The organism is Kocuria marina, assembly GCF_000786655.1.
In the GTDB taxonomy this organism is placed as follows: domain Bacteria; phylum Actinomycetota; class Actinomycetes; order Actinomycetales; family Micrococcaceae; genus Kocuria; species Kocuria marina_A.
In genome coordinates this window covers 39,350-64,212 of record NZ_JROM01000022.1, presented here as the reverse complement: position 1 = coordinate 64,212, position 24,863 = coordinate 39,350, and the positions used below count along the sequence as shown (strand labels likewise).

At 70.3% G+C, this 24,863-nt stretch carries 22 protein-coding genes and 1 tRNA gene; 6 read left to right on the top strand and 17 right to left on the bottom strand.

Annotated features, from left to right (window positions below; genetic code table 11):
* Positions 1-23: 23 nt before the first annotated feature.
* A complete protein-coding gene (locus AS25_RS07655; RefSeq protein ID WP_035964028.1) occupies positions 24-1,286 on the top strand; it encodes a metal-dependent hydrolase family protein in 1,263 nt (420 codons plus the stop codon).
* A 115-nt stretch (positions 1,287-1,401) separates the two neighbouring features.
* A complete protein-coding gene (locus AS25_RS07650) occupies positions 1,402-2,067 on the top strand; it encodes a DNA-3-methyladenine glycosylase I (RefSeq protein WP_084118081.1) in 666 nt (221 codons plus the stop codon).
* A 129-nt stretch (positions 2,068-2,196) separates the two neighbouring features.
* On the opposite strand, the gene AS25_RS07645 is transcribed toward AS25_RS07650, so the two are convergent.
* From AS25_RS07645 to AS25_RS14610, 6 genes are all read right to left on the bottom strand, one after another.
* Positions 2,197-3,771: a dihydrolipoamide acetyltransferase family protein gene (locus tag AS25_RS07645; protein ID WP_035964027.1), complete on the bottom strand. Its 1,575-nt coding sequence runs from the start codon at positions 3,769-3,771 to the stop codon at positions 2,197-2,199.
* Between the two features lie 54 nt (positions 3,772-3,825).
* Positions 3,826-4,800, bottom strand: coding sequence for an alpha-ketoacid dehydrogenase subunit beta (locus AS25_RS07640; protein ID WP_035964026.1), 975 nt, complete (start codon positions 4,798-4,800; stop codon positions 3,826-3,828).
* A complete protein-coding gene (locus AS25_RS07635) occupies positions 4,797-5,978 on the bottom strand; it encodes a thiamine pyrophosphate-dependent enzyme (RefSeq protein WP_035964024.1) in 1,182 nt (393 codons plus the stop codon). Before AS25_RS07635 ends, AS25_RS07640 begins: the two co-directional genes overlap by 4 nt.
* Positions 5,979-6,072: 94 nt before the next feature.
* The gene (locus AS25_RS07630; RefSeq protein WP_035964023.1) at positions 6,073-7,233 is read right to left on the bottom strand and encodes a histidinol-phosphate transaminase; all 1,161 of its coding nucleotides are present in this window, start codon (positions 7,231-7,233) and stop codon (positions 6,073-6,075) included.
* Between the two features lie 44 nt (positions 7,234-7,277).
* The gene (locus AS25_RS07625; protein WP_156960926.1) at positions 7,278-9,365 is read right to left on the bottom strand and encodes a lipase family protein; all 2,088 of its coding nucleotides are present in this window, start codon (positions 9,363-9,365) and stop codon (positions 7,278-7,280) included.
* 125 nt (positions 9,366-9,490) lie between these two features.
* Positions 9,491-9,910, bottom strand: coding sequence for a hypothetical protein (locus tag AS25_RS14610; protein WP_052160813.1), 420 nt, complete (start codon positions 9,908-9,910; stop codon positions 9,491-9,493).
* Between the two features lie 182 nt (positions 9,911-10,092).
* Between AS25_RS14610 and purB the strand changes: the two genes are divergently transcribed.
* Positions 10,093-11,526, top strand: coding sequence for an adenylosuccinate lyase (purB, locus tag AS25_RS07615; RefSeq protein WP_437123711.1), 1,434 nt, complete (start codon positions 10,093-10,095; stop codon positions 11,524-11,526).
* A 217-nt stretch (positions 11,527-11,743) separates the two neighbouring features.
* On the opposite strand, the gene AS25_RS07610 is transcribed toward purB, so the two are convergent.
* The 6 genes from AS25_RS07610 to manA all read right to left on the bottom strand — a co-directional run bounded on the left by AS25_RS07610 (position 11,744) and on the right by manA (position 16,245).
* Positions 11,744-12,553: a hypothetical protein gene (locus AS25_RS07610; protein WP_035964021.1), complete on the bottom strand. Its 810-nt coding sequence runs from the start codon at positions 12,551-12,553 to the stop codon at positions 11,744-11,746.
* A complete protein-coding gene (locus AS25_RS15265) occupies positions 12,553-12,885 on the bottom strand; it encodes a hypothetical protein (protein WP_253270514.1) in 333 nt (110 codons plus the stop codon). The genes AS25_RS07610 and AS25_RS15265 overlap by 1 nt, the downstream gene beginning before the upstream one ends.
* A 59-nt stretch (positions 12,886-12,944) precedes the next feature.
* The gene (locus tag AS25_RS07600) at positions 12,945-13,283 is read right to left on the bottom strand and encodes an acylphosphatase (protein ID WP_084118079.1); all 339 of its coding nucleotides are present in this window, start codon (positions 13,281-13,283) and stop codon (positions 12,945-12,947) included.
* Between the two features lie 241 nt (positions 13,284-13,524).
* Complete coding sequence (locus AS25_RS07595) at positions 13,525-14,187, bottom strand: SDR family oxidoreductase (RefSeq protein WP_035964019.1); 663 nt, start codon at positions 14,185-14,187, stop codon at positions 13,525-13,527.
* Positions 14,188-14,386: 199 nt separating this feature from the next.
* Positions 14,387-14,938 (bottom strand): TetR/AcrR family transcriptional regulator, encoded by a 552-nt coding sequence (locus tag AS25_RS07590; protein WP_052160812.1) that lies wholly within the window; start codon positions 14,936-14,938, stop codon positions 14,387-14,389.
* 107 nt (positions 14,939-15,045) lie between these two features.
* Positions 15,046-16,245, bottom strand: coding sequence for a mannose-6-phosphate isomerase, class I (gene manA, locus AS25_RS07585; RefSeq protein WP_035964166.1), 1,200 nt, complete (start codon positions 16,243-16,245; stop codon positions 15,046-15,048).
* 79 nt (positions 16,246-16,324) lie between these two features.
* Here manA and AS25_RS07580 point away from each other — a divergent pair, with 79 nt between their 5' ends.
* On the top strand, positions 16,325-17,734 hold the full coding sequence (locus tag AS25_RS07580; RefSeq protein ID WP_035964017.1) for a phosphomannomutase/phosphoglucomutase: 1,410 nt from the start codon (positions 16,325-16,327) through the stop codon (positions 17,732-17,734).
* Between the two features lie 144 nt (positions 17,735-17,878).
* Here the strand turns inward: AS25_RS07580 and AS25_RS07575 are convergent, their stop codons facing one another.
* From AS25_RS07575 to AS25_RS07565, 3 genes are all read right to left on the bottom strand, one after another.
* Complete coding sequence (locus tag AS25_RS07575; RefSeq protein ID WP_035964016.1) at positions 17,879-19,069, bottom strand: globin domain-containing protein; 1,191 nt, start codon at positions 19,067-19,069, stop codon at positions 17,879-17,881.
* Positions 19,070-19,125: 56 nt separating this feature from the next.
* Positions 19,126-19,614 (bottom strand): RrF2 family transcriptional regulator, encoded by a 489-nt coding sequence (locus tag AS25_RS07570; protein WP_035964015.1) that lies wholly within the window; start codon positions 19,612-19,614, stop codon positions 19,126-19,128.
* Positions 19,615-19,741: 127 nt separating this feature from the next.
* Positions 19,742-21,607 carry a phosphoenolpyruvate carboxykinase (GTP) gene (locus AS25_RS07565; protein WP_035964014.1) on the bottom strand — a complete coding sequence of 622 codons (1,866 nt, stop codon included), beginning with the start codon at positions 21,605-21,607 and terminating at the stop codon, positions 19,742-19,744.
* A gap of 314 nt (positions 21,608-21,921) precedes the next feature.
* On the opposite strand from AS25_RS07565, the gene AS25_RS07560 reads away from it, so the two are divergent.
* Together AS25_RS07560 and AS25_RS07555 are read left to right on the top strand one after the other, a co-directional pair.
* A tRNA-Arg gene (locus tag AS25_RS07560) sits at positions 21,922-21,994 on the top strand.
* Between the two features lie 96 nt (positions 21,995-22,090).
* A complete protein-coding gene (locus AS25_RS07555; RefSeq protein ID WP_035964013.1) occupies positions 22,091-23,263 on the top strand; it encodes a GmrSD restriction endonuclease domain-containing protein in 1,173 nt (390 codons plus the stop codon).
* A gap of 83 nt (positions 23,264-23,346) precedes the next feature.
* Here the strand turns inward: AS25_RS07555 and AS25_RS07550 are convergent, their stop codons facing one another.
* Both AS25_RS07550 and AS25_RS07545 read right to left on the bottom strand, forming a co-directional pair.
* Positions 23,347-23,868: a SixA phosphatase family protein gene (locus AS25_RS07550; protein WP_035964012.1), complete on the bottom strand. Its 522-nt coding sequence runs from the start codon at positions 23,866-23,868 to the stop codon at positions 23,347-23,349.
* Between the two features lie 93 nt (positions 23,869-23,961).
* The gene (locus tag AS25_RS07545) at positions 23,962-24,762 is read right to left on the bottom strand and encodes a winged helix-turn-helix domain-containing protein (protein ID WP_035964010.1); all 801 of its coding nucleotides are present in this window, start codon (positions 24,760-24,762) and stop codon (positions 23,962-23,964) included.
* Between the last annotated feature and the right edge of the window lie 101 nt (positions 24,763-24,863).

The following is a 24,863-nucleotide window of genomic DNA, read 5'->3' as shown; positions in this document are numbered from 1 at the left end:
GCTTCCGGCCCTGAGGAGGACCCGTGACCGACCAGCAACCCGTTCTGATCAGCGATGCCCAGGTGTTCGACGGGACGAGCGACGAGCTGCGCCGCGCGGACGTCCTGGTCACCGGGTCGAAGATCTCGGAGGTCTCCGAAAAGCCCCTCACCGCACCCGACGGCGCACGCCGGATCGACGCCGACGGCCGCGTCCTCATGCCCGGCATGTCCGATGCGCACTGGCACATGATCTTCGCCCCCAACACGATGGACGCCATGCTGGAGGCGGACACGGGACTGATGTACGCCAACGCCGTCGCGGAGGCCGAGTCCACGCTCCTGCGCGGTTTCACCACCGTGCGTGATGTCGGGGGACCCACGTTCGGGGTGAAGAAGGCCATCGACGCGGGGTCCGTCCCGGGGCCGAGGGTCTTCCCCAGCGGTGCACTGATCTCCCAGACGGCGGGACACGGTGATTTCAGCCCCGCGTACGCCGCCCCGGTAACGCTCGGTGGACGGCCCTCCCGTTTCGACGAGATCGGCGTGTTCGCCGTGGCCAACGGTCCCGCGGAGGTGCAGGCCGCGGTGCGCGCCCAGCTCAAGCGCGGTGCGAGCCAGATCAAGCTGGCCCTGGGCGGCGGCGTCATCTCGGACACCGACCCCCTGGACACCCTGCAGTACGCGTCCGAGGAGATCAGCGCGGCCGTGCAGACCGCAGCGGACTGGGGCACGTACGTGTGCGCCCACGTCTACACCGCGGAGGGCATCAAGCGGGCCATCCGGGCCGGTGTGAAGTCCATCGAACACGGCCACCTGGTGGACGAGGAGACCCTGGACGAGATGGCCCGCAACAATGCGTGGTTGTCCCTGCAACCCTTCCAGAAGGGGGACAACCCCCTCACGGAGGAGCAGATCAAGAAGGCCGAACCCACGTCCCACTGGGACCGTGTGGCGCAGTGGGCCAAGGACCGCGGGGTGCGCGTGGCCTTCGGGACGGACATGCTCTTCCAGCCCGGGAAGCTGGGTATCCAGTCGGTGCTGATGACGCGCTTCGAAAAGGTTTTCGGCGCCGTCGGCACCCTGAAGATCGTGACCTCCGGCAACGCCGAACTGTTGGGGCTGAGCGGCAAGCGCAGCCCGTACAGTGAGGCGCCCCTGGGCGTGATCCGCGCTGGCGCGTGGGCCGACCTGCTGGTGGTGGACGGCAACCCGCTCGAGAACCTGTCGATACTGGCCGACCCCGGGAAGTCCCTCGCGCTGATCATGAAGAACGGTGCGGTGCACAAGAACACGTTGGGTGAGTGAGAGCCCCGCGGCAATCGCCCTGCACAGCGCGGGCTTCGGGCGGGTTCGCCCGCCGGTGATCCCCGGGTGTCGGCGCGCCCAGATCATTGGACACCGCCGGTCCTAGCGTGCTGCCATGACGACATCACCGGAGACCACCTCCGCAGACGCCCAGGACACCTCAGTCTCCACGCCCCACGCCGCCTTCCGGGTGGTGCACTGCGGGGACGGCTTGCACCGCTGCCCGTGGGCCGTGAGCACCCCCGGCGCGCTCGCGGATCACGACCACGACTGGGGAACGACCCCCTCGAGCGCGGACGAGTACTTCGCCACGCTCACCCTGGAACTCGTGGACTCCGGCCTGGCCCGGTGGTCGCAGTCGGCGCGCCACGGTGCGTGGTACCTCCACATGGCGGACCTCGAACCGGCCCGGGTGTCCCTGTTCGACGAGGACGACGTGGACGACCTCCTCGTCAACCCCGAGCTCATCCGCAACCGCGCCAAGATCGAGGCCGTGATCCACAACGCGGAGGTGTGCCAGGACTGGGACGTGCCACGGTGGCTCGGCATCCTGGAGGAGGCCGGGGTGCCCCTCCCGGACGACGCCTCGGAGGCCGCGCCGGTCGACGCGCTCGCGCTTGCGGACAGCACCGCGGAGTCCCGCAAGCTGTCCCAGGTGCTGCGCTCCCACGGCATCGTCCTGGTGGGCCCGGTCACCGCCCACCGGTGGTTGCAGCGCATCGGTCGGGCGCCGGGTCACCTGGCCGGGTGCTTCCGGGCGGACCCGGGCGACCACGGCTGAACGGGTGCCGCGCTTGCGGCGCGGGGCCCGCGACGTCGCCCCGGCCCGAGCGCGGGTGCACCCGTCACCTGCGCAGACCGGCGCGCCCGCGGACGTCCCGGCGAGCATGCCGCGCCGTCGAGCTAGCCGTCAGTCCAGCAGCAGCGCGGGCTCCTCGAGGATCCGGGCCACGTCCGCCATGAACCGTGCGGAGAGGTCACCGTCCACCACGCGGTGGTCGAACGAACCCGCCAGAGTCGTGATCCAGCGGGGGATGACGTCCCCGTCCACGACCCACGGCTTCTGCTTGATGGTCCCGAAGGCCACGATGGCCGCTTCACCGGGGTTGATGATCGGGGTTCCCGTATCGATACCCAGTGCACCGATGTTCGTGATGGACAGCGTCCCGCCCTGCATGTCCCCGGGCTGGGTGCGCCCGGCACGCGCGGTCTGCGTCAACTCGTGCAGCGCGATGGCCAGTTCCCGGAGGCTGAGGTCCTGCGCGTCCTTGATGTTGGGCACCAGCAGACCCCGGGGCGTGGCCGCGGCGATGCCCAGGTTCATGTAGCGCTTGATGATGATCTCGGTGTCGGTCCACGTGGCATTGACCTGCGGGTTGCGGGCGGCCGCCCAGATCACGGCCTTGGCCAGGATCAACAGCGGCGTGACCTTCACACCCTCGAAGTGCGGGGACTGCTTGAGCCGCTTGACGAACTCCATGGTCCGGGAGGCGTCCACGTCCACGAAGATCGACACGTGGGGCGCGCTGAACGCGGACTTGACCATGTTCTGGGCGGTCGCCTTGCGCACGCCCTTGACGCGGATGCGTTCCTCGCGCGCATTGGTCGGTTGACCGGTGTGGGTCCAGAACGTGTCCGGTCCGTCCTCCACCTCGCGCAGGTGCGCCGCGTAGGCGAGCAGATCGCGCTTGGTGACCTGGCCGCCGTCGCCGGTGGCCTGGACGTCCGCGAGGTCGATGCCCATCTCCTTGGCCGCTTTACGCACCGGGGGCTTGGCCAGGTTCGGCCGGCGCGGGATCGACGCCGAGGCGGGCCACTGCTGGGCGGGCTCGTCCCGGGACTTCAACCACGACTCCCCGCGGTCCCGGATCTTCCCGGCCTTCTCGGCGAGATCCGCGGCCGCGCTTCCCAGGCCCGTCTTGGACAACCGGTCCGCCCACCCGTGCTTACGCTCGTCGCCCGGCCCCGCGGCGTCGTCGGCGCGGGAGGTCGACGCGCTGAGTCCCTGGGGGGCCTCGGCGTCCGTGCGCATGCCCACGCGGGTACGACGCCGCCTGCGCACCGGGTCCGCCTTGGGGCCCGAACCCACGAGCGCCTTGCCCTGGGCCGAGTCCATGCTGCGCCCCGAACCCGACGTCGCCTCCTCACCGGACGACGCCGCGGTGTCCGGCACGGGAGCGTCGGCGAGACCGTCCTCCGGGGCGGAACCCGTGTAGCCCGGGTCCGTGGCGCCGGCGGGAGCGTCGTCCGCGGAGCTCACCGAGATGATGGGGGTGCCCACCTCCACGGTGTCCCCCTCGCCGACCAGGATCTCCTGGACCGTGCCCTCGAACGGGGAGGGCAGTTCCACCACGGACTTGGCGGTCTCGATCTCCACGAGCACCTGGTTGACGGACACGGTGTCCCCCTCGGACACCTTCCAGGCCAGGATGTCGGCCTCGGTCAGACCCTCACCCACGTCGGGCAGTGTGAATACCTGGGACATGACTTCTCCCTCCGGGCCACCGTGTTCGCGCCGGATCACGATGGGGTGGATGCTCTAGTAGGCGAAGGAACGGTCGAGTGCTTCGAGCACCCGGTCCAGATCCGGGACGTAGTTCTCCTCCACGGCGGCGGGAGGATAGGGCAGATGGTAGGCGCCCACGCGCAGCACGGGAGCCTCGAGCGAGTAGAACGCACGCTCGGTGACGCGCGCGGCGATCTCCCCGCCCAGACCACCGAACGTGGGGGCCTCGTGGGCGATCACCAGGCGACCTGTCTTGCGCACGGACGCCGTGACGGTGTCGAAGTCGATGGGTGACAGGCTGCGCAGGTCGATGACCTCCACGTTGCGCCCGTCCTCCCGGGCGGCCTCGGCGGCGGCGAGCGCCACGGGCACGAGCGGTCCCCACGCCACGATCGTGGCTTCCTCACCCTCGCGGATCACGGAGGCCTTGAACGGGTCCCCCGGGGAAGTCTTCTCGTCCACCTCGCCCTTGAGCCAGTACCGGCGCTTGGGTTCGAAGATGATGACGGGGTCGTCGCACGCGATGGCCTGTTGCGACATCCAGTAGGCGTCCTGCGCGTTCGACGGCGCGAGCAGGCGCAGTCCCGCCGTGTGGGCGAACAGCGCCTCCGGGGATTCCGAGTGGTGTTCCACGGAGCCGATCACACCTCCGTACGGGATGCGGATCGTCACGGGAACCGTGAGCTGCCCGTCCGAGCGGGCGTGGATCTTGGCCAGCTGGGTCGTGATCTGGTTGAACGCCGGGAAAGTGAACCCATCGAACTGGATCTCGCACACGGGCCGGTAGCCGCGCTCGGCGAGACCCACCGCGGTGCCCACGATCCCCGCTTCACCGAGGGGTGTGTCCAGGACTCGGTGCGCACCGAACCTGGACTTGAGTCCCTCGGTCACGCGGTACACGCCGCCCAGGGAGCCGATGTCCTCCCCCATGAGCATGACCTTGGGGTTTTCCTCCATGGCCCGTGCGAGCCCGGCATTGATGGCCTTGGCCACGGTCAACTGTGTCACGCGCCGGCTCCTCGGGTGTCGTGGGTGTCCATCTCGTCCTGGGGTGCGAAGCCCACCTGGTAGTCCAGGTACTCGGCGCGTTCGGCGTCCACCAGTGAATGCTGCTCGGCGTACGCCTTGGCGAAGGAGTCCTCGAACCGGGGCGGGGTCATGGCCAGGACGTCCGCGCGCATGCGCTGCGCGATCTCGTCGTTCTCGCGCGCCACGGTCTCGAAGAACTCGTCCTCGACCCCGTGGGCGTCCCGCAAGTGGGCCCGCAGCCGGTCCACGGGATCCAGGTGACCCCACTGTTCTTCCTCGTCCCGTTCGCGGTACTTGGTGGGATCGTCCGCCGTGGTGTGGGCCCCCATGCGGTAGGTCTCCGCCTCGATCAGCACGGGCCCCTCCCCCGCGCGGATCTTCTCGAGCGCGTACCGCGTGGCGGCGACGACGCCCAGGATGTCGTTGCCGTCCACGCGCAACCCCTCGAAGCCGTAACCGGCCGCGCGCGTGGCCAGGGGCACACGGGACTGGGTCGCGAACGGGACGGAGATGGCCCACTGGTTGTTCTGGATGAAGAACAGCACGGGGGCGTCGTAGGACGCCGCGAAGACCATGGACTCGTGGATCTCGCCCTCGGTGCTCGCGCCGTCCCCGAAGTACGCGATCACGGCCTCCGGGTCCGTCTCCGGCGGGGTGCCCGCATCCTGGGCGGCCTTGCGGTCCAGGGCGGTTCCCATGGCGTAACCCACCGCGTGCGGGACCTGGGAGGCGAGCACCATGGTGTAGAGGTTCAGGTTGTGTTCCTCCGGGTCCCAACCCCCGGCCGTGATCCCGCGGAACAACCGCATCAGATCGGACGGCGCCAAACCGCGCTCGAAGGCCACGGCGTGTTCGCGGTAGGACGGGAAGATCCGGTCGGTGGGCAGCGTGGGCCACACGGATCCGACCTGGGCGGCCTCCTGACCCCGCAGGGGCACCCACAGCACGAGCTGGCCCTGGCGCTGCAGCGAGGTCCCCTCCTCGTCCACGCGCCGCGCCGCGGTCATGGAACGGTAGAGGTGCTGCAACTGTTCGACCGTGACGTCCGCGACGTACGGGGACAACAGGGGGTCGTCCGCGATCGCCCCCTGTTCGTCCAGGATCTGGTGCCGCGGGAGCGTGCTGGGCACGGCGCCTGCGTGGGTGCGTGATGCCATGGGTGGTGTCGGTCCTTCCGCTGTCCTCGCCTGCCGTCTCGCCGCCGTCACGGCGATCCGGGCGTGCGCGGGGGTCTCGGTACTCGTAACGGTCTCAGGGCTGCCCGGGCAGGGGCATGGTGCTGGGGTGCGGGAACGCGGCGCACAGTTCCAGGAACCGGGTGTTCGCCTCGGGCTCCCCGAAACTCACGCGCACCCCTTCCGCACCGAAACGCCGCACGGACAGGGCGTGCTGATCGCACAGCTGGGAGAACGCCTCGCTGTGCTCCCCGAGCGGCAGCCACACGAAGTTCGCCTGGGTGGGCGGGCACTGCCAGCCCAGGTCGTCGAGCCCGCGCAGCACGCGCTCCCGTTCGTTCACGACCCGCTGGACCCGTTCCTCGACCTGGTCGATGTGCGTGAGAGACGCGATCGCGGCGAGCTGGGCCACCTCCGTGACGCTGAACGCCGGCGCGCTCTGGCGCAGGTACTGCGTGACCTCCTGCTGGGCCACGGTGTAACCCACCCGCAGCCCGGCCAGACCGTGGGCCTTGGAGAACGTGCGCAGGGAGACCACATTGGGGTGATCACGGTAGAGCTCGATTCCGTCGGCCAGGCCCTCGGCGCGCTGGAACTCCCAGTACGCCTCGTCCACGACGACCACCACGTGGGACGGGACCCGCTTCAGGAACTCGCGCACGGCGTCGTCGCGCAGGCTGGGGCCCGTGGGGTTGTTGGGGGTGCACAGCAGGATGACCCGCGTGCGGTCGGTGACGGCGCGGGCCATCGCGTCGAGATCGTGCGAGCCGTCCGGGAGGTTGGGCACCTGCACGCCGAGCGCGCCGGCCAGACCCACCGAGATCGGATACGCCTCGAACGAGCGCCACGCGTGGATCACCTCGTCCGGGCGACCGTCCTCCCCGGAACCGGCGAAGGCCGCGAGCAGTTGGTTGAGTGCGCCCAGGCTGCCCGCACCGGCCACGACGTCCTGCGCGGGGACGTCCAGGTACTGCGCCAGGGCCTCACGCAGGGCGCTCGCGGCGGGATCCGGATAGCGGTTGTAGGCGTCGAAGGACGCGAGCGCGTCCCGGACAGCCGGAACGGGACCGAAGGGGTTCTCGTTGGATGCCAACTTGTAGGCCACGAGACCGGGGATCTCGGCGGCCGACTTGCCCGCGGCGTACGCGGGGAGCTTGCCGAGCGCCGCCCGCGGCGTAACGCGCGTGGTCCGCTGCGGTGACCCCTGCGATCCGAAAGCGGGCGTGGAAGTTTCCATAGCTGCCATGCTAACGCCAGGGACCGCCCCACTTCGTCGGTGCGTCAGTGTTCCTCCCGTCCCTGGTAGACGTACGTTTCGGTGCGCGTCCCGGGCCCATGGGGCACCGCGTCCGCGAGCCGCCGCTCATGAGCCACCACGGCCGGGTGGCGCGAATCGGTGATCCCCTGGGCGCCCACCGTGTACACGTACATCTCATGCGCCCCGACCCCCGCGACCCCCTGCTTCAGGGTCAGCGCATCCTGGTAGGGGGTGTTCACGCGCACCGTGGATCGGTGGCCGGCATCCGGGTTGGGCACGCCGTCCAGGGTGGGCACGACGTCGTCCACGTGTTCCACGGCCATCACGGACGTGCCCTCGGGGATCTCGAAGTCCCCCACGGGCGAACCGAATGTGGTGACCGCGGCGACGTCGTAGCGCTCACGGAACGCGCGGTTCGCGGCCAGCCCCGCGGCGTCGATCCCGCCCAGACTGTGGCCCGTGAGCACCACGGTGTCCCCGGGGCGGATGCCCGCGTCCTGCAGGGCCTGCACGGCCATGCGCTGCGCCTGGGGCAGCTCGGTGAGGGCGGCGTCCGGTTGCGCCGTGATGCCCTGCCCGATCCCCTTCAGATCATGCACGCCGGGACTGTCCTCCCACTTCTCGGTCCCGGTCAGCACCACGGAGTACGCCGTCCTCCCGTTCCCGTCCGTGGCCTTCTGCACCATGACCGTGCTGTTCTCGACCTGCGCCCCGTCCGGGCCCGCGCCCGAGACGATGTTCTTGGCGTCCTTGAGCGCCGCGGCGGTCCCCGCGATCGTGGTGGGCACGGCCCCCGCGTGCCGCACCCCGGCCGGAAGCGGCCGCTCGGGCATGCCCGTCATGTGGTGGCGGGCGGCATTGGCGGGGGTCACCCCGGTGAACACCTCCCGGCGCGCCTCGCGTAACGCGCGCGGCCCGAGCGCCGGTCGCAGGGCAGCCGGCACACCGCGGTCGAAGGCCTCTGCCGGGGTCAACCGGCGCCCGTTGCGATACGGCGTGCACCACGCGATGCCCGCCAGGGAAGCCGGCAGCACGGCTGCCGCGGCGGGTGCGAGCATGGCCTCGAGCACCCCGGGGTCCTCCCCCGCGGCATCCCGCAACGGGTCGCCCGCACCTCCGGTGGTCTTCTCGGACCTGCCGTACGCGGTGAGCAGCCCCACGGCCAGCGCTCGCGCGTGCTGGCCCAGCGTCAAGGGCCTCGGCGCCGACGACGCCGCACCGCCGGTTCTCCCGTCCGGCTCCGCCACGACGGCGCCGGGCCCTGGTACGTCCGCACCGGCTCCCGAGGTGCCCGCACCGGCTCCCGGGGCGGTGTGGGCCCCGGAGGCTTCCCCGCCGGGCACGACGGGGTACCGAAGCAGCCCCTCCATGAGATCGTCCAGGCCGGGACCGCGAATGAGGGCGTCGGTCCCGCGCGGCCCACCTCCCCGGATGATGAGCCCGTACTGCCACGGTTGGACCCGCTCGAGGAACTCGTGCGGTGAGTCGATCCCCGCGCGAGCCAGTGCGACGTCCAGGTCCTCCAGGGTCCGACCGCAATCCCGGGCCAGAGGGCGGGTCACACCGTACAGGGGCAAGTCCCACACCGGCCCCGCCAGTAGGGACGTCAATGCCCTCTCCACGGTCTCGTAGTTCTGTCGCGCGAGAACCAGTCGTGCGGCAGAGGCCTCCAGCCCGGCCATCTGCCCGAGCAGATCGCGGCTCACGAGATCGGCGAGCGCCCCCGCACCCGCCAGGGACGGTTGACCCGTGAGGGACCACAGGTGCAGTTCGGCGGTGACCGGGACGAGCCCGGCGAGGGCGCCGCCCACGGTCTCGGCCACCCCGGCGAGCGAGCCCTCGATCCCCGAGATGACGTCCGTGTTCACGCTGAACGCGCCGCCGCCCGGGACACCACCCGAGACCTCCATGCTGGTTCTCGCGCCTTCCGCGGCGGCTATGACCCGTTCCGGGTCTGCGTAGCCGTCCGGCGCGGGACGCTCCCCGGAACCCGGGGTGAACAGTTCGCTCTGGAGGTCCTCGGCCCGCCCATGGACCTCGGTCACGCCGTGTTCCATGCTCACGGCGGTGTCCCGCGGGGACGAGGCGCCCACATCTTCCGCAACCGGCACGGCGGCGGGGCCACCTCCCGAGACCGGCACGGCCGACCTCCCGGCCTGTTCCTCACCCGCGGCCGGCACAGCTGCGTCCTCCGAGGGTCCGGTGCTCGGGCCTCGCACCGTCCGCGTCGCCGCGGTCACGGCGTCCCACCCCACGACGCGCTCGCAGCGTGACCCATCGCGAGTCCCACGCCCAGCACCGTGCTCAGTGCCGCGGCCATGGGAGCCCCCACCTGGGCGATGCTCTCCACCGCCGCGACCCGTTCCGCGAGCGCGGCCGCCCCCGTTCGCACGAGTTGAGCGGTTTCGCGGCAGCGCTGCGACGCGCCGCGCAGTTCCTGTTCGTGGCGATCGGCACGGGCCCGGAAGGATCTGGCGCCCGGGCCCTCCCAGGCGCCGTGGGTTTCCGCGAGGGACGCGATCCGGGAGGCGAGCCCCGCGAGGTGCTCCGCGGCGTCGTCGTAATGACGTGCCACGACGCAGAGCCGTTCGTGGACCAGCGCCGAGACCGCCGACGGGGACGTTCCCGGGAACACCGGGCTCGCGAGTTGTATCATGACCGGTTCCTTCCCGCGCCCCACCACGCGGGCGCCACGGGACCAGGCTAGGGAGCGGCGACCCTGCGCTCGGGCGGCCCCGGAAGCATGTGAGTCCAGGCTCCGCGCGGCCGTCCCGAGGGCCGCGGTGCAGGGCGTTCACCGCGGCGAGGGGCGCCCCGGCGCGTGAAAGAATGAGGGCCATGTCGAACACCGCGCAGACCCTCCCCTCCGGACGTGTGGCCCTGAGCCAGCAGTCACCCGCCATCGCGCTGGGACCGCTGGACGGCCGTTACCGCCCCCAGACCGCCGTGCTGGTGGACTACCTCTCGGAAGCGGCGCTGAACCGCGAACGGGTGCACGTGGAGGTCGAGTGGTTCATCCACCTGTGCGAGCAGCGAGCGCTCACGGGTCTGGAACCCCTCTCGGACGAGCAGAAGAGCGGTCTGCGCGCGATCGTCGCGGACTTCGACGCCGCGTCGGTCGCGGAACTGGCCGAGATCGAGGCCGTCACGGTGCACGACGTCAAGGCGGTGGAGTACTACATCGGGCGCAGGCTGCCGGAGCTCGGCCTCGAGCACCTGACGCCGCTCGTGCACTTCGCGTGCACGTCCGAGGACATCAACAACCTCTCCTACGCGCTCGGCATCCGCGATGCGATCAACCACGTGTGGTTGCCCGCGGCGCGCGAACTGGTCGCGGCGGTGGCCACGATGGCGCGGGACGCGAAGGCCACTCCCATGCTGTCCCACACCCACGGCCAGCCGGCCACGCCCACGACCCTGGGCAAGGAACTCGCGGTGTTCGCGCACCGCCTGGGCCGCCAGGTGCAGCGCGTGGCGGACACCGAGTTCCTGGGCAAGCTCAACGGCGCCACCGGGACGTTCGCGGCGCACACCGCCGCGGCCCCGGACACGGACTGGCCCGAGATCTCCCGGTCCTTCGTGAGCCACCTGGGGCTCACGTGGAACCCGCTGACCACCCAGATCGAGTCCCACGACTGGCAGGCCGAGCTCTACGCGGACATGGCCCGGTTCAACCGGATCCTGCACAACCTGTGCACGGACGTGTGGTCCTACATCTCGATCGGGTACTTCCACCAGATCCCGGTGGAAGGTGCCACGGGCTCCTCGACCATGCCGCACAAGGTCAACCCCATCCGCTTCGAGAACGCGGAGGCCAACGCGGAGATCTCCTGCTCTCTGTTGGACACGCTCGCCGCGACCCTCGTGACCTCGCGGTGGCAGCGGGACCTCACGGACTCCTCGTCCCAGCGCAACATCGGGGTGGCGTTCGGTCACTCGTTGCTGGCGGTGTCCAACGTGCTCAAGGGCCTCGACCGCCTGGACGTGGCGCAGGAGGTCCTGGCCGAGGACCTGGACCAGAACTGGGAGGTCCTGGGTGAGGCCGTGCAGACCGCCATGCGGGCGGAGGCCATTGCGGGCCGCGAGGGCATGGACAACCCCTACGAGCGGCTCAAGGAACTCACCCGCGGCCACCGCGTGGACGCCGAGCGGATGCGCGAGTTCATCGCGGGCCTCGGCCTCTCCGAGGACACCGCCCGGCGCTTGAGCGACCTGGGCCCCGGGCAGTACACGGGCCTGGCCGAACAGCTCGTGGACCGTTACCTGGACTGAGCCGCCGGTCCCCACCCGGGCATCACCGGGCCACCCGGTCCCGGCCCGACGCCGCCCGGTCCCGCCCCCGGAGCGGCTCCGGGCAGGGCGGATGCAGCACCAAACAGCTGTGTCCCGGAACAGCACGCTCCATGCGTGATCACGTGCTGTTCCGGGACACGGATGTATTCGGGGGTCTCACGGGGCCCGGAGCGGTCCCCGCCCGGGGTCGTGCGCCCTACTTGCGCTTCTTCCGGCCCTTCGTGTCGGGCTCCAGTTCCTTCCGATCACCGTCGGAGGAACCGTCCTCGAACTTCTCCGCGCGCTCACCCAGGGCCAGGTTGGGCGGGAACTCGTCCGGGAACTCCCCGAAGGCCTCGCGCGAGGCCTTGATGACCTGGCGGGCCATGGCGAGGTTGGCGCCGCCACCCACCACGGCACCCAGCCCGAACGGCAGCGCACGGCCCAGCACCGCGCCGGACTGGCGGGCCAGGAACCGCTTGACGAACATGTTGCGGATCGAGCGGCCCACGTCGAAGCGCTTGGAGCTGTCCGGGGACTTGCCGAGCATCAGGCCCCACTTGCTCGTGAGGCTCTTGCTCGCGGACGAGCTGGACAGCAACTGGCCCATGAGCGCGCTGCCGTCCTCGCCGAGCATGAGCGCCATGATCATGGTCCGGTTCTGCTGCTCGTCCTTGGGCTCCACCCCGTGCAGTTCGGCCATGGCCTGCGCGTACAGGGCCGTGGCCTCCAGGTAACCCGCCACGGCGGCGGAGGACAGCCCGAGGGACGCGATGGTGCCGATCCCGGGGACCGCCGCGGTGGCACCCACGGCGCCGCCGCCCACGGTCACGGAGCGCAGGTAGAGCTTCTCGGCGCGCTTGGCGATCTGGGCGGGCGTCTCCTTGGGGTGCTGCGCACGTTCCCGCTTGAGCGCCTTGACCACCCACGGCTGCTGGATGCGCAGCACGTGGTCCAGGAACTTGTTGACACCGGGCTTGGGTTTGCCGTTCTCGTCGAACGCCTTGTTCAGGGGGTTCAAGTCCATCAACGACCACTCCTCGAAACGGGTTGGGGGTGTTCGGCGGGTACCGCCGAAGACATCAGCACCACTATTCCACAGCGCGCAGGGCTTTCGGCGTGCCCGGCCCCCCGGTGTATCGTGCGCGCGGCCGACGACGCCGCCCCGGCCCCGTCCCACGCGCGGCTCACACCGGAGTCCTGCCACCGCATGGCCGCGAGCAACATCATGGGCAGCTGCTCGAAACCGCCCACCGTCTCGATCTTCAGTGTCACGTCCTTGGACGTGGCATCGAGCTCGGACAGCTGTTCCAACAGATCCGCGACATCGTCCGCGCTGCGCACGAAGGACATATTCACGAGGTCCGCGTGCCGCGCCACGAAACGCAGATCAACGGCAGGTGAACTCCGCCCGCGGGTCAGTGCGTGCTGAAGTCGGTGAACGCCCCCGTGGGCGGGCCGAAGTGCTCGTCCACGGTGATCACCGCACCGGGGGTGTCCCGGGAGATGAGCGCCTGCAGCAGCTCACCCACGGCCCAGCGCGGACCCTCGGCCACAACGGTCACGGTGCCGTCCGGGTTGTTGGTGGCACTTCCCACGAGTCCCAATTTCTCGGCCTGGCGCCAGCACCAGTAGCGGAACCCCACGCCCTGCACGGTCCCGTGCACCACGGCGGTGAGGGCGAGGGTCCCGTTCAGGTCCAGCTTGTCCTGATTGCGGCCGGCTGACGCGGCGGGATGAATCGACGGCATCTCCATGCCCCCAGCCTAGAAGACCCCGGTCGGAGCGACCCGGCAGACAGGGCCCGCAGGTCCGGAGCGGCTATCACGACCGGGCGCCGGGGCCGGCTGTCGGGCCGAGCTGCAGGAGCCCGAACCATCAGGGTCTGATTTGCGGGGCCCGATCTGCCGCGACCGGGCGGGAGAAATCGCCCGGCCCACGCGGACCCCGGTGGGGCCCGCCACGGACCGGGCGATCACGACTGACAAAGGCTGCAGATCAGCCCAGGTTCTCGAGCGCCTGTGCGATCGGGGTGTCACCGTCGGAGAACTCGATGAACTTCCTGGCGGTACCCCGCGGATCGGCGAGCACCCGGGCGGCCACGAGGGCCACGTTGCCGCGTGCCGTCTTCTTCTCGTCGTCGCTGCCGGCGCGGCCCAGCGTGATCTCCCCCGAGGGGTCGTCGTCGGTGAGCGCCCCGGGGCCCAGGATGGTCCACTCGAGGGAGCTCGCGCGCAAGTGGTCGTCCGCATCCGCCTTGGACTGCGCGTAGGGGTAGAAGTCGTTGTCCTCGGGGACCCCGTGGTCCTGGCCGGCGCCCATGTAGGACACCATGACGTAGTGCGTGACGCCGGCGGCCTGTGCGGCATCCATGGAACGGATCGCGGCGTCCCGGTCCACGGCGTACGTGCGCTCGGGGTCGCCCCCGCCCGCGCCCGCGGACCACACGACGGCGTCCTGGCCGGAGAACAGCTCTGTCATGGCCTGGACGTCCAGCTCCTGGACGTCCGCGACGACCGGGGTGGCCCCGGTGTTCTCCACGTCCTGGCTCTGCTCCCGCTTGCGGATCACCGCGTTGACGGTGTCCCCCTGCGTGGACAGCAATCGGCTCAGCTGCAGCGCCACCTTGCCGTGGCCACCGATGATCGTGATCTCGGACATTGCGGGTCCTTCCTGTCGGAACGGGTGTCGCGGGGACAGCGCGTGCCCCCGACATCCAGTACAGCATGCGGCAGCGGCGGATTATTCCGAACCCCCGGGGCCCACCCGGTAGCTCTGCCGCCGCTCGATACGGGGGTCCGCCGCGCCCGGCGGTGCCGGAACGCCCCGGCCCCACGGGCCCGTCATACCCTGCGGGACCTCAGTTCTCGGGGCCGCCGTTGGCGAGGCTCGCGTTGAGCACCCGGGCAAGGGTCAACAGGTCCGCGTCCTGCTGTTCGGCGAGTGCGTCCGCGAGCACGCCCAGTAGACCGTGGACCACGAACCGGTCCCGGATCTCGACGACGCCGCGCTCCTCCCCGCTCTCGTGATCCTCCCGGAGGCTGCGCAGACCCGTCATGGCGTGTTCCGCGACCGCCCCGCGTGCCAGGGAGGGCCCGGGCCCGCACAGCACGGCCCGGTAGAACTCCTGGTGCTCGTCCAGGTGCGCCACGAGCGGGGGCAGGACCAGGTCCAGCGGGCTGGCCTCGCGGTTCTGCAGGGTGCTCGGGTCCAAGGGCACGCGAGCCAGCAAGGATTGCGTGGCGCCGAGCAGCACCTGGTCCCGCGAGCCGAAGTTCTCGTACACGGCCTTACGGCTGACGCCCGCGGCCTGCGCGATCTCGGTCATCCCCACCTGGGAGCCCCGGCGCGCGACCAGTTCGACGGCGGCTTCCACCACTGCCGCACGGGTGCGTTCGATCCGCCGGTCCATGCGCGCTCCAATGTCAGGGTCGTAGAAAGGGTGCCCATCTATTGAACGCTTAAACAGGAAATTACGCGACAACCTAAAGGGTGAGACCCGCAACCCCTCCGAGGCCCTCAGCGCGCGGGCGTGACCGCCTCCACGAGGAACACGCGCCCGTCCCCGCTCAGGGTCACCGTGCTCGGGGTGTCCAGGCAGATCAAGGACTCGCCCGACGTCGCCCGCACACCCTCCGCGTCCGCGTCACCGGCGGAGCGCGCGGAGACCTCCACGTCCCCCTCGGTCACGAGCACCATGCACACCCCCGCGAGCTCCCGGGTGACGGGGCGCTGCGGGCTCACGCGCACCGCGGCCAGGGAGAGGGCGGGATCCCACAGCGGGTACCGCACCACGCCGTCCTCGGCCTCGCGCGGCTCCAGGACGCTCACGGGCTGCTGGGCAGTGGCCATGACCCGCAACAGTTCCGGGACGTCCACGTGCTTGGCGGTCAGACCCGCGCGCAGCACGTTGTCCGAGCACCCCATGATCTCCACCGCGGTGCCGCTGAGGTACGCGTGCACCTGTCGGTCCGGGGTGAACAGGGCCTGGCCGGGGGCCAGGTGCACCATGTTCATGCACAGGGCCACGAGCAGACCCCGGTCACCCGGGTAGTGGTGGGTCAACAACCGGATCAGGTGCGTCGCGCGTTCCACGGGATCGGCCTCCGCGGACAACCGGGGTTCGTCCGCGTCCTCGCCGCGGGGCGAGGTGGCCGGGGTGGTATCCACAGCGGTGACGCACGCGCGCACGGCGGCGGCAGCGGCGTCGTCGGCGAGCTCGAGCGCGTACTGCACGGGACACTCGGACGCCGCGGCGTCCGCGAGCCACGGGAGGTTTAGTTCCCGGGAGAGACGCTTCAGGTCGGCCCGATCCTGCTGACCCGCGAGCAACCACATGGGTGACAGCGCCACGACCGTCTCCGGTTTGGCGCGCTCGTCCTTGTAATTACGGTGCGCGGAGTCCCGCGCGACGCCCGCGGCGTTCTCCCGCGCGAACCCCTCACGGGCCTGTTCCTCGGACGGGTGCACCTGGATGGACAGCGGCGCCGCGATCGCGAGGATCTTCAGGAGGAACGGCAGGTCGGGGGCCACTTCGTCCAGGCCGCGCTGGACCCCGTCGAGGGTCACCCGGGACGGAGCGCTCGCGTGGGCACCCATCCACAGCTCGGCCTCGGGTTCCTCGGTGGGTGCGGAGCGCCCCTGCATGCCGGCGAGGACCGATCGCGATCCCCACGCGTAGTGCTGGATCGGATTGGTCATCCTCAAGAACTCGGCCATGTCGAACATGTAACCACAGCGCCCCGGAAAACGCCGGACTACCGGGGTTCACCGATCCCGCTCACGTAGAATCGGGACGGTGACCACAGATCTTTCCTCATCATTCAAGGCGTACGACGTCCGCGGCATCGTGGGCGAGAGCATCACCGCGGACAGCGTGCGCGCCACCGGTGCCGCGTTCGTGGACGTCCTGGGCCTGGCCGGCTCCGGGGTGGTCGTGGGTGGCGACATGCGCCCCTCTTCCCCCGAGTTCGTGGAGGCGTTCGCGGCTGGCGCCACTCGCCGCGGTGCGGACGTCACGGTGATCGGCAGCATCTCCACGGACGAGCTGTACTTCGCGTGCGGCACCCTGGACAGCGCCGGCGTCACCTTCACCGCGAGCCACAACCCGGCCGAGTACAACGGCATCAAGATGGCCAACGCCGGAGCCGTCCCCGTCTCCTCGGACACCGGCCTGTACGAGATCCGCGACGTCGCGCAGCGCTACCTGGACGCCGGGGAGATCCCGGCCTCCGAGCACCGCGGCCAGGTCTCGCGTCGGGACGTACTGGGTGACTACGCCCATTACCTGCGCAGCCTGGTGGACCTCTCCGGGATCCGCCCCCTCAAGGTCGTGGTGGACGCGGGCAACGGGATGGCCGGGCTGACCACTCCGGCGGTGCTCGGGGACGCACTGTTGGACCCACTGCCGCTCGAAATCGTCCCGCTGTACTTCGAGCTGGACGGCACATTCCCCAACCACCCCGCCAACCCACTCGAGCCCGCCAACCTCGAGGACCTGCAGCGGGCCGTGCGCGAGCACGGTGCGGACATCGGGCTCGCGTTCGACGGCGACGCCGACCGCTGCTTCGTGGTGGACCAGAACGGTGATCCCGTCTCCCCGTCCGCGGTGGCCGCGATCGTCGCCGAGCGCGAGATCACCCGGGCCCGCGCCGCGGGTGAGGACCGGCCCGTGGTGATCCACAACCTCATCACGTCCAAGGCGGTCCCCGAGCGGATCGAGGCCTCGGGCGGGCGTGCCGTGCGCACGCGCGTGGGCCACTCCTTCATCAAGGCGGTCATGGCCTCCGAGCGCGCCGTCTTCGGCGGTGAGCACTCCGCGCACTACTACTTCAAGGACTTCTTCAACGCGGACACGGGCATGCTCGCCGCGATGCACGTGCTGGCCGCGCTGGGTGAACAGGACGCGCCGCTGAGCGATCTCATGCGCACGTACGACCCCTACGTGGCCTCCGGGGAGATCAACTCCGAAATCGAGGACAAGGCCGCCGCGGTGGACCGCGTCCGGGCACACTTCGCAGCCACGGACCCCGCCGTGCAGGTCGAGGACATGGACGGCACCACGTTCACCCACCCCGAGCAGGGCTGGTGGTTCAACCTGCGTCCGTCCAACACCGAGCCGTTCCTGCGGCTCAACGTGGAGGCCCCGGACACCGCCGCCATGGAGTCCGTGCGGGACACCGTTCTGAAGCTCGTCCGGCAGATCTGAGTTCCTGGGTGCCGCGGGCTCGGCCCGCGGCTCCCGCCCGGCCCTCCCCTCCGCCCGTTTCGGGCGGCTCGGCACGGCCCGGAGAACACGACGACGCCGCGCGGCCCGGGTGGCCACGCGGCGTCGTCGTCATGTCGGGGAGGCTCAGGCGTTCGCGGCGCGCGCCTCGTCGTGGAGCATCCACTGGTCGGGACCGAAGATCTCGTACTGGATGTTGCGCCCCGGCACACCCTTCTCGATGAGCTGTGAGCGCAGCGCCTTCATGAAGGGCAGGGGGCCGCACATGAACGCGTTGGTGTCCTCGTCCACGTCCAGGTCCACGTCCGCGATGTTCATGAAGCCCTCGTGGTCGCCCTCACCGGGGGTCTCCATCCAGGTGATCATCGTGGCGTTGGGCAGGCTGTCCACGAGACGCTCCATGATCTGGCGGCCGGGCCAGCGTTCCTTGGAGTGATCCGCGTGCAGCACGGTGACCTTGCGCTGCGAACCCTCCTTGGCCAGGCGGTCCAGGAACGCGACGATGGGCGTGGTGCCGATGCCGGCCGAGGCCAGCACGAGCGAGCCGTGGCCCTCGTCCAACACCACGTCACCGTAGGGGTTGGAGATCTCCAGGACGTCGCCCTCGTTGATGTCCTCGTGCAGGATGGGCGTGACCTCGCCGTGGGGATCCTTGCGGATCACCACGCGGCGGTGGCCCTCCTGGGACGGCACCAGTGTGAACTGGCGGGGCTGGCGGATCCCGTCCTTGACCTTGACCTGGATGGTCACGTACTGACCGGGGATGGAGCGGGTCAGCGGGGTGTCGTCCGCGGGTTCGAACTCGAACGCCACCACGCCTTCGGCGATGTCCTCCTTGGACACGAGTTTGAAGGGCGCGAACATGACGTCATTGGCCTGCTGACCGTAGAGGCCCTTCTCAAGCTTGATCAGTGCATCCGCCATGAGCCAGTACACCTCGTCCCATGCGGCCACGACCTCGGGGGTCGCGGCGTCACCCAGGTCCGCGGCGATGGCCCCGAACAGGTGCTCGTGGACGGTGGGGTACTCCTCGGGCAGCAGCCCCAGGGACGCGTGCTTGTGGGCCACGCGCGAGAGCACCTCGTCCGGGTAGGAGTCCGGGTGGTTGAGCAGGTGCGAGGCGAAGGCCGCAATGGAACCGGCAAGCGCCTGCGGCTGGGTGCCGTTCTTCTGGTTGGAACGGCTGAACATGCCGTCCAGCAGATCGGGGCGGGCGTTGAACATGGACTTGTAGAACTCGGGGGTGATCGCGGGGATCCGCTCGGCGATCACGCCGATGGTTTGCTCGATGACCGGGCGGGACTTCTGGGACAGCATGATGATTTCCTCTCATCGCGGTGTGACGAGAGTCAATTTAGCATTTGAAATGCACGTTAAAGAACCGACGCTCCATCCCTGGTGACGGGGGTTCGCACGCTCGGGGGACGCAGCCCCAGTTGCACCGCGATGGGGCCCACCTGGCGGGGGTTCACGAGGTCCGCGATGGTGATGCCGTCCAGTTCCCGGTAGAAGGCCTCTCGCGCCCCGGCCAGGGCCCGGCGCAGCCGGCAGCCGTGGTTGAGCGGGCACGCGACCTCGTCCGCCTCGCACTCCACGATCGCGGTGTCCGCCTCCAGGATGCGCAACACCTGCCCCACGCTGGCCTCCCGGCCCTCGTCCGTGAGCATGACCCCACCAGCGCGCCCGCGTTGCGAGCACAATAGGGACATCCCGCGCAGTTTGGCCACCGTCTTGGCCACGTGGTTGTACGGCGCCCCCACGCCGTCCGCGATGCGCTGCGTGGACATCATGGTGTCCGGGGGCAGCCCTCCCATGAGCAGCAGCACCCGCAGCGCGATGTCCGAAAAAGCCGTCAGCCGCACAGTTGTCCCTTCGTCATCGGCCCGTCCTCAGCCCACCGACGACGACGCCGCGCGGCCGGTGTGGCCGCGCGGCGTGATTATACAGGATGGCTCCGACCGCGTGACCACGCGGATCGGGAGACCGGCGTCAGCTGTTGCGCAACCGGTCCTCGAGCCCGGCGCGCTGTTCGAGGATCACCTCGGGCACGTCACCGAGGCGCGCGAACCACTCGTCGATCCCGGGCAGTTCGTTGAGCCACTCGTCCTTGTCCACGCGCAGCGCGGCCTCGAGATCGGCGTCGGAGATGTCCAGGCCGGTCAGGTCCAGGTCCTCCTTGCCCGGGACCACACCCACGGGGGTCTCGTGCCCCTCCGCGGTGCCCTTGAGGCGTTCGACGATCCACTTGACCACGCGGGAGTTCTCCCCGAAACCGGGCCACGCGAAACCGCCCTCCGGGGTGCGGCGGAACCAGTTGACGTAGTAGATCCGCGGCATGTTCTCCTCGCCCACGCGGGCGCCGGTGTCCAGCCAGTGCTCCAGGTAGTCATTGGCGTTGTAACCGATGAACGGGAGCATGGCCATGGGGTCACGGCGCACCACACCCACGGCGCCCTTGGCGGCCGCGGTGGTCTCGGAGGACAGCGTGGCGCCCTGGAAGACACCGTGCTCCCACCCGAAGGACTCGGAGACCAGGGGCACGGTGGTCTTGCGGCGGCCACCGAAGATGATCGCGGACAGCGGCACGCCCTCGGGGTCGTCGTACTCGGGGGCCAGGATCTCCACCTGCTTGATGGGGGTGCAGAACCGGGAGTTGGGGTGCGCGGCGGGGCGGCCGGACTCGGGGGTCCAGTCGTTACCCTTCCAGTCCGTGAGGTGCTCGGGGACGTCGTCGGTCATGCCCTCCCACCACACGCCGCCGTCGTCGGTCAGCGCCACGTTAGTGAAGATGGTGTTGCCGCGCTCGATCGCACGCATGGCATTGGGGTTGGTGGACCACCCGGTACCGGGTGCCACGCCGAACAGGCCGGCCTCGGGGTTGACCACGCGCGGGGTGTGGTCCTTGCCGAAGCGGATCCAGGCGATGTCGTCCCCGACCATCTCGGCCTTCCAGCCCTCGATGGTGGGCTCGAGCATCGCGAAGTTGGTCTTGCCGCACGCGGACGGGAACGCTCCCGCGATGTAGTGGGACTCGCCCTGCGGGTCCGTGATCTTGAGGATGAGCATGTGCTCGGCCAGCCAGCCCTCGTCGTGGGCGATCGCCGAGGCGATGCGCAGCGCGTAGCACTTCTTGCCCAGCAGCGCGTTGCCGCCGTAACCGGAACCGAAGGACCAGATGGCGCGGTCCTCGGGGAACTGCACGATGTACTTGGCGGGGTTGCACGGCCACGGCACGTCCTGCTCACCGGGCTGCAGCGGGGCACCCAGGGAGTGGACGCACTCCACGAACTCCGCCTTGTCACGGGACATCTTCTCGAGGACGGGCGTGCCGATCGTGGCCATGATCCGCATGGAGCACACCACGTAGGGCGAATCCGTGATCTCCACGCCGTACTGGGGCTTCTGGGCGTCCAGGGAACCCATTACGAACGGGATCACGTACATGGTGCGACCGCGCATGGCCCCGTTGAAACGCTTGGTCAGCGTCTCCTTCATGACCGTGGGGTCTTCCCAGTTGTTGGTGGGACCGGCACCCTTCTCGGTCTTGGTGCAGATGAAGGTGCGCTCCTCCACGCGGGCCACGTCCTCGGGGTCCGAGAACGCCGCGAAGGAATTGGGGAGCTTCTCGTCCGAGAGCCGCACCAGGGTGCCCGCCTCCACCATGAGGTCGGTGAGCCGGGTCCATTCGGCTTCCGAGCCGTCCGCCCAGTGGATGTGATCCGGCTGGGCCAGCTCGGCGATCCCACGCACCCAGTCCACGAGCTCCCGGTAATCCGTGGGGGGATTGTCCAGGGACTGCTGGACCTCGCGGTTCAGGGCGGTGGTCCCGGTGGTTGCTGTGCCGTTGTCAGCCATTGACATGTCTCCTCGTTGAGGCCGTCGTACGTGCCGCTTCCCGCCGAGGTGCGCCGTCCGTTCATGCTTGCCACGTCACTGTGGAACGGTTCCGGGGGCCGACCTCGCAGGGGGTTGCGCGCGGGTGTGCCTGGAGTCTATCGCGGGGGGCCCTTCCGGAACGCGAGTTACACCACATCGCGGCCCCGACCATACGGCTCGCACCGCCCAGCCGCCCCGGCACCGCGCGGGCACCACTCCGGCGCGATTTGTCGCCGGGCACCGGCGGGTGTAAGTTATTACCCGTTGCAAGGGCCTCGGTCGTTGCTTCAGGAGCGCCTGTAGCTCAACGGATAGAGCATCTGACTACGGATCAGAAGGTTGTAGGTTCGAATCCTATCGGGCGCACTTCTTGTCGGACCCCGCATCCCCCAGGATGCGGGGTCCTTCTCATTCACCGCCGCGCCTCGGTATCAGGATCGGCTCCAGGATCGAGGTACCGCCGTGTCCCCTCTCACGACCCCCGTTCGCCGTCTCGCCCTGGGCGCCGCGGCCCTCGCGCTGGCCCTCACGGGGTGCGCGGCCCCCACCGATTCGGCCACACCCTCCCCGTCCGCCTCCGCGACCACGAGTGCTGCGGCCCCGGCGACGACGCCGCCCGCCACGCAGTCCCCCTCCCCCACCCGGGGCGCGGGAGACGCGACGTCCCCCGCGGCGTCGTCGTCCCCGCAGGACCCCACCGAGCACGCGGCGGCCGGGACCGCGCTGGCCGCGCTCGGGGAGCTGCCCGTGAAGGGGCGCGCACCCAAGACCGACTACTCGAGGGACCAGTTCGGCCCGCGCTGGGCGGACACCGATCACAACGGCTGCGACACCCGCAACGACATCCTGCGCCGGGACCTCACGGGGATCGCCGTCAAGCCGGGGACGCACGGGTGCAACGTGAGCTCCGGGACGCTCGAGAGCCCGTACACCGGCGAGACGATCGACTTCGTGGCCGGGCAGGCCACGAGCTCACAGGTGCAGATCGATCACGTGGTCGCGCTGTCGGACGCGTGGCAGAAGGGCGCGCAGCAGCTCGACGCCGCGCGGCGCACCGAACTCGCGAACGACCCCCTCAACCTGCTCGCCGTGGACGGGCCGAGCAACAACACCAAGTCGGACGCGGACGCCGCCACGTGGCTGCCGCCGCGCACCGGCGAGCGCTGCGAGTACGTGGCCACCCAGATCGCGGTCAAGCAGCGCTACGAGCTGTGGGTCACCGACGCCGAGAAGAACGCCATGGTGCGCGTGCTCGACACGTGCCCCGAGCAGCCGCTGCCGGAGGCACGTCCCATCCCGGATCCCGCGGACTCACCCGTGGCCCCCGTGACCGAGGCGCCGGCTGCGCAAGCGCCCGCGGCCGAGGCGCCCTCGACATCGGAGGCATCGGCTCCTGTGGCACCAGCTCCGGCCGCACCCGGTGCGGGCGCGGTATCCGATCCTGCGGACGCTGCCGTCCCGGAGGCCGAGGCGCCCGGTGCGGGGGTCCCGGGCGTTCCGGGTGCGGACGTCTACTTCTCACGCTGCGCCGAGGCGCGCGCGGCGGGGATGGCCCCGCTCTACGCCGGCACACCGGGGTACCGCCCCGGCCTGGACGGCGACGGGGACGGTGTGGCCTGCGAGTCCAGGAGCTGAGGACCGGCCCGGGGTGAACTCCACACCCGAGGGGGCTCCGCATGAGCTGCATCCCCGCGGCGCGTGGAACCGTGCGGGTTCTACTAGACCCCCGGGGCGTGGAAGCGCGTGAGGCGGGCGTCGGCGCCGTCGAGCACGGCCCAGTCCCCGGGGACCTCGAGCACCGCGGTGCCCCCGGTCGGGAAGCCCGTGGCGGCATCCATCATGGCGTCCTGGTCCGAGTCACGGGAGGCCAGGCGCAGGACGGTGTCCAGCACCTCGGGCATGTGGGCGACCACCATGAGGGTGCGCACGGTTTCCGGGGCGTGGTTCACGGCCGCGATGATCTGCGCGTCCGTGGCGTCGTAGAGCCCGTCCCACAACTGCGGCGTGGGGGCCTTCTCCCCGAGTTCGTGGCACACCCACGTGACGGTCTGGCGGGTGCGCAGCGCCGGGGACACCAGGATCATGTCCGGTGCGGCATGTTCGGCCAGCCACCGCCCCACGTCCGCGGCCTCACGGGCACCGCGTGGCACCAGGGGGCGGTCGTGGTCCGGGACGCCCCGCGGGAAGTCCGCTTCCCCGTGCCGCATGATCACCAGGTGCTTGAGGTCGTGGGGTGCCATGGGCCCCAGTGTGTCACGGCGGGGCACAGCCCGGTCACGGGAGCAGCGCGACGGCGCGCTCGCGGGTATGCGCGGCCTCGCGACTGAGCAGGATCAGATGGAGTATTCGGGCGCGGCCCACACGACGACCTCGGGGTGGTCGTAGAACCGGTACCCCTGGCCACGCACGGTGCGCACGGTGTTGGCCAACCGCCCCAGCTTGGAGCGCAGCCGCCGCACGTGCACGTCGATCGTGCGCTCGGAGGGGACTTCCTCGGCGTCGTCCCAGAGGTTGTCGAGCAGCTCGGTGCGGCCCACGGTGCGGGTGCCGTTCTCCACGAGGTAGTTGAGCAGCTCGAACTCGCGGTGGGTCAGGTTCAGCAGGTCGCCGTCCAGGAAGACCTCGCGGCGGGACAGGTCGATCAGCACACCCACGCGCTGGTGGTCGATCGCGCTCCCGGCACCGGCCGCGGGCAGCGGCGCGATGGGCTCGATCACGGGGTCCGAGAACGTGGGATCACCCAGGGCGCTGCGCACGACCTCGAGGTCCGTGCCTTCCGCGTGCACCGGGGCGAGGGCCACGGCGGCGTAGGAATCGGACTCCGGGACCGCGGAGCTGATGAACTGGCGGACGTCCTGCACGAGCTGCACGAGGTTGATCCCGCGGTCGGCGGCGGCCTGCTCGTCCACGCCCACGTAGATCACGAAGCCGCGGGCCTCGGTGGGCTGCTGCCCCGCGCCCGGTTGACGTTCCAGGCGCGAATCGGCGCCGTGTTCGGCGGCGACGGAACGCAGGTGTCGGAAATCCTCAGCGGTCCCCACCATGCGATGCGCCCCGCGGGGTCGGGCCGTGGACTGGGCTCCACCCAGTCGGTGCCGCTGCGAGATGTGGACGTAACCCGGTGCGCCTGACATTCGAACCCCTGCCTCGTGATGCCCCCGTTCCCGTGAATTCCCTGGAAAACGGCGTTATCCTCATGTTCTGTGACGCGCGTCTGGACTGGCAAGTAATATAC

Bases quoted from the DNA above. Each gene is read 5' to 3' on its own strand.
- AS25_RS07650 (WP_084118081.1), top strand. From the start codon at position 1,402: ATGACGACATCACCGGAGACCACCTCCGCAGACGCCCAGGACACCTCA.
- AS25_RS07645 (WP_035964027.1), bottom strand. From the start codon at position 3,771: ATGTCCCAGGTATTCACACTGCCCGACGTGGGTGAGGGTCTGACCGAG.
- AS25_RS07635 (WP_035964024.1), bottom strand. From the start codon at position 5,978: ATGGCATCACGCACCCACGCAGGCGCCGTGCCCAGCACGCTCCCGCGG.
- AS25_RS07630 (WP_035964023.1), bottom strand. From the start codon at position 7,233: ATGGAAACTTCCACGCCCGCTTTCGGATCGCAGGGGTCACCGCAGCGG.
- AS25_RS14610 (WP_052160813.1), bottom strand. From the start codon at position 9,910: ATGATACAACTCGCGAGCCCGGTGTTCCCGGGAACGTCCCCGTCGGCG.
- purB (WP_437123711.1), top strand. From the start codon at position 10,093: ATGTCGAACACCGCGCAGACCCTCCCCTCCGGACGTGTGGCCCTGAGC.
- AS25_RS07610 (WP_035964021.1), bottom strand. From the start codon at position 12,553: ATGGACTTGAACCCCCTGAACAAGGCGTTCGACGAGAACGGCAAACCC.
- AS25_RS07600 (WP_084118079.1), bottom strand. From the start codon at position 13,283: ATGGAGATGCCGTCGATTCATCCCGCCGCGTCAGCCGGCCGCAATCAG.
- AS25_RS07595 (WP_035964019.1), bottom strand. From the start codon at position 14,187: ATGTCCGAGATCACGATCATCGGTGGCCACGGCAAGGTGGCGCTGCAG.
- AS25_RS07590 (WP_052160812.1), bottom strand. From the start codon at position 14,938: ATGGACCGGCGGATCGAACGCACCCGTGCGGCAGTGGTGGAAGCCGCC.
- manA (WP_035964166.1), bottom strand. From the start codon at position 16,245: ATGGCCGAGTTCTTGAGGATGACCAATCCGATCCAGCACTACGCGTGG.
- AS25_RS07575 (WP_035964016.1), bottom strand. From the start codon at position 19,069: ATGCTGTCCCAGAAGTCCCGCCCGGTCATCGAGCAAACCATCGGCGTG.
- AS25_RS07565 (WP_035964014.1), bottom strand. From the start codon at position 21,607: ATGGCTGACAACGGCACAGCAACCACCGGGACCACCGCCCTGAACCGC.
- AS25_RS07550 (WP_035964012.1), bottom strand. From the start codon at position 23,868: ATGGCACCCCACGACCTCAAGCACCTGGTGATCATGCGGCACGGGGAA.
- AS25_RS07545 (WP_035964010.1), bottom strand. From the start codon at position 24,762: ATGTCAGGCGCACCGGGTTACGTCCACATCTCGCAGCGGCACCGACTG.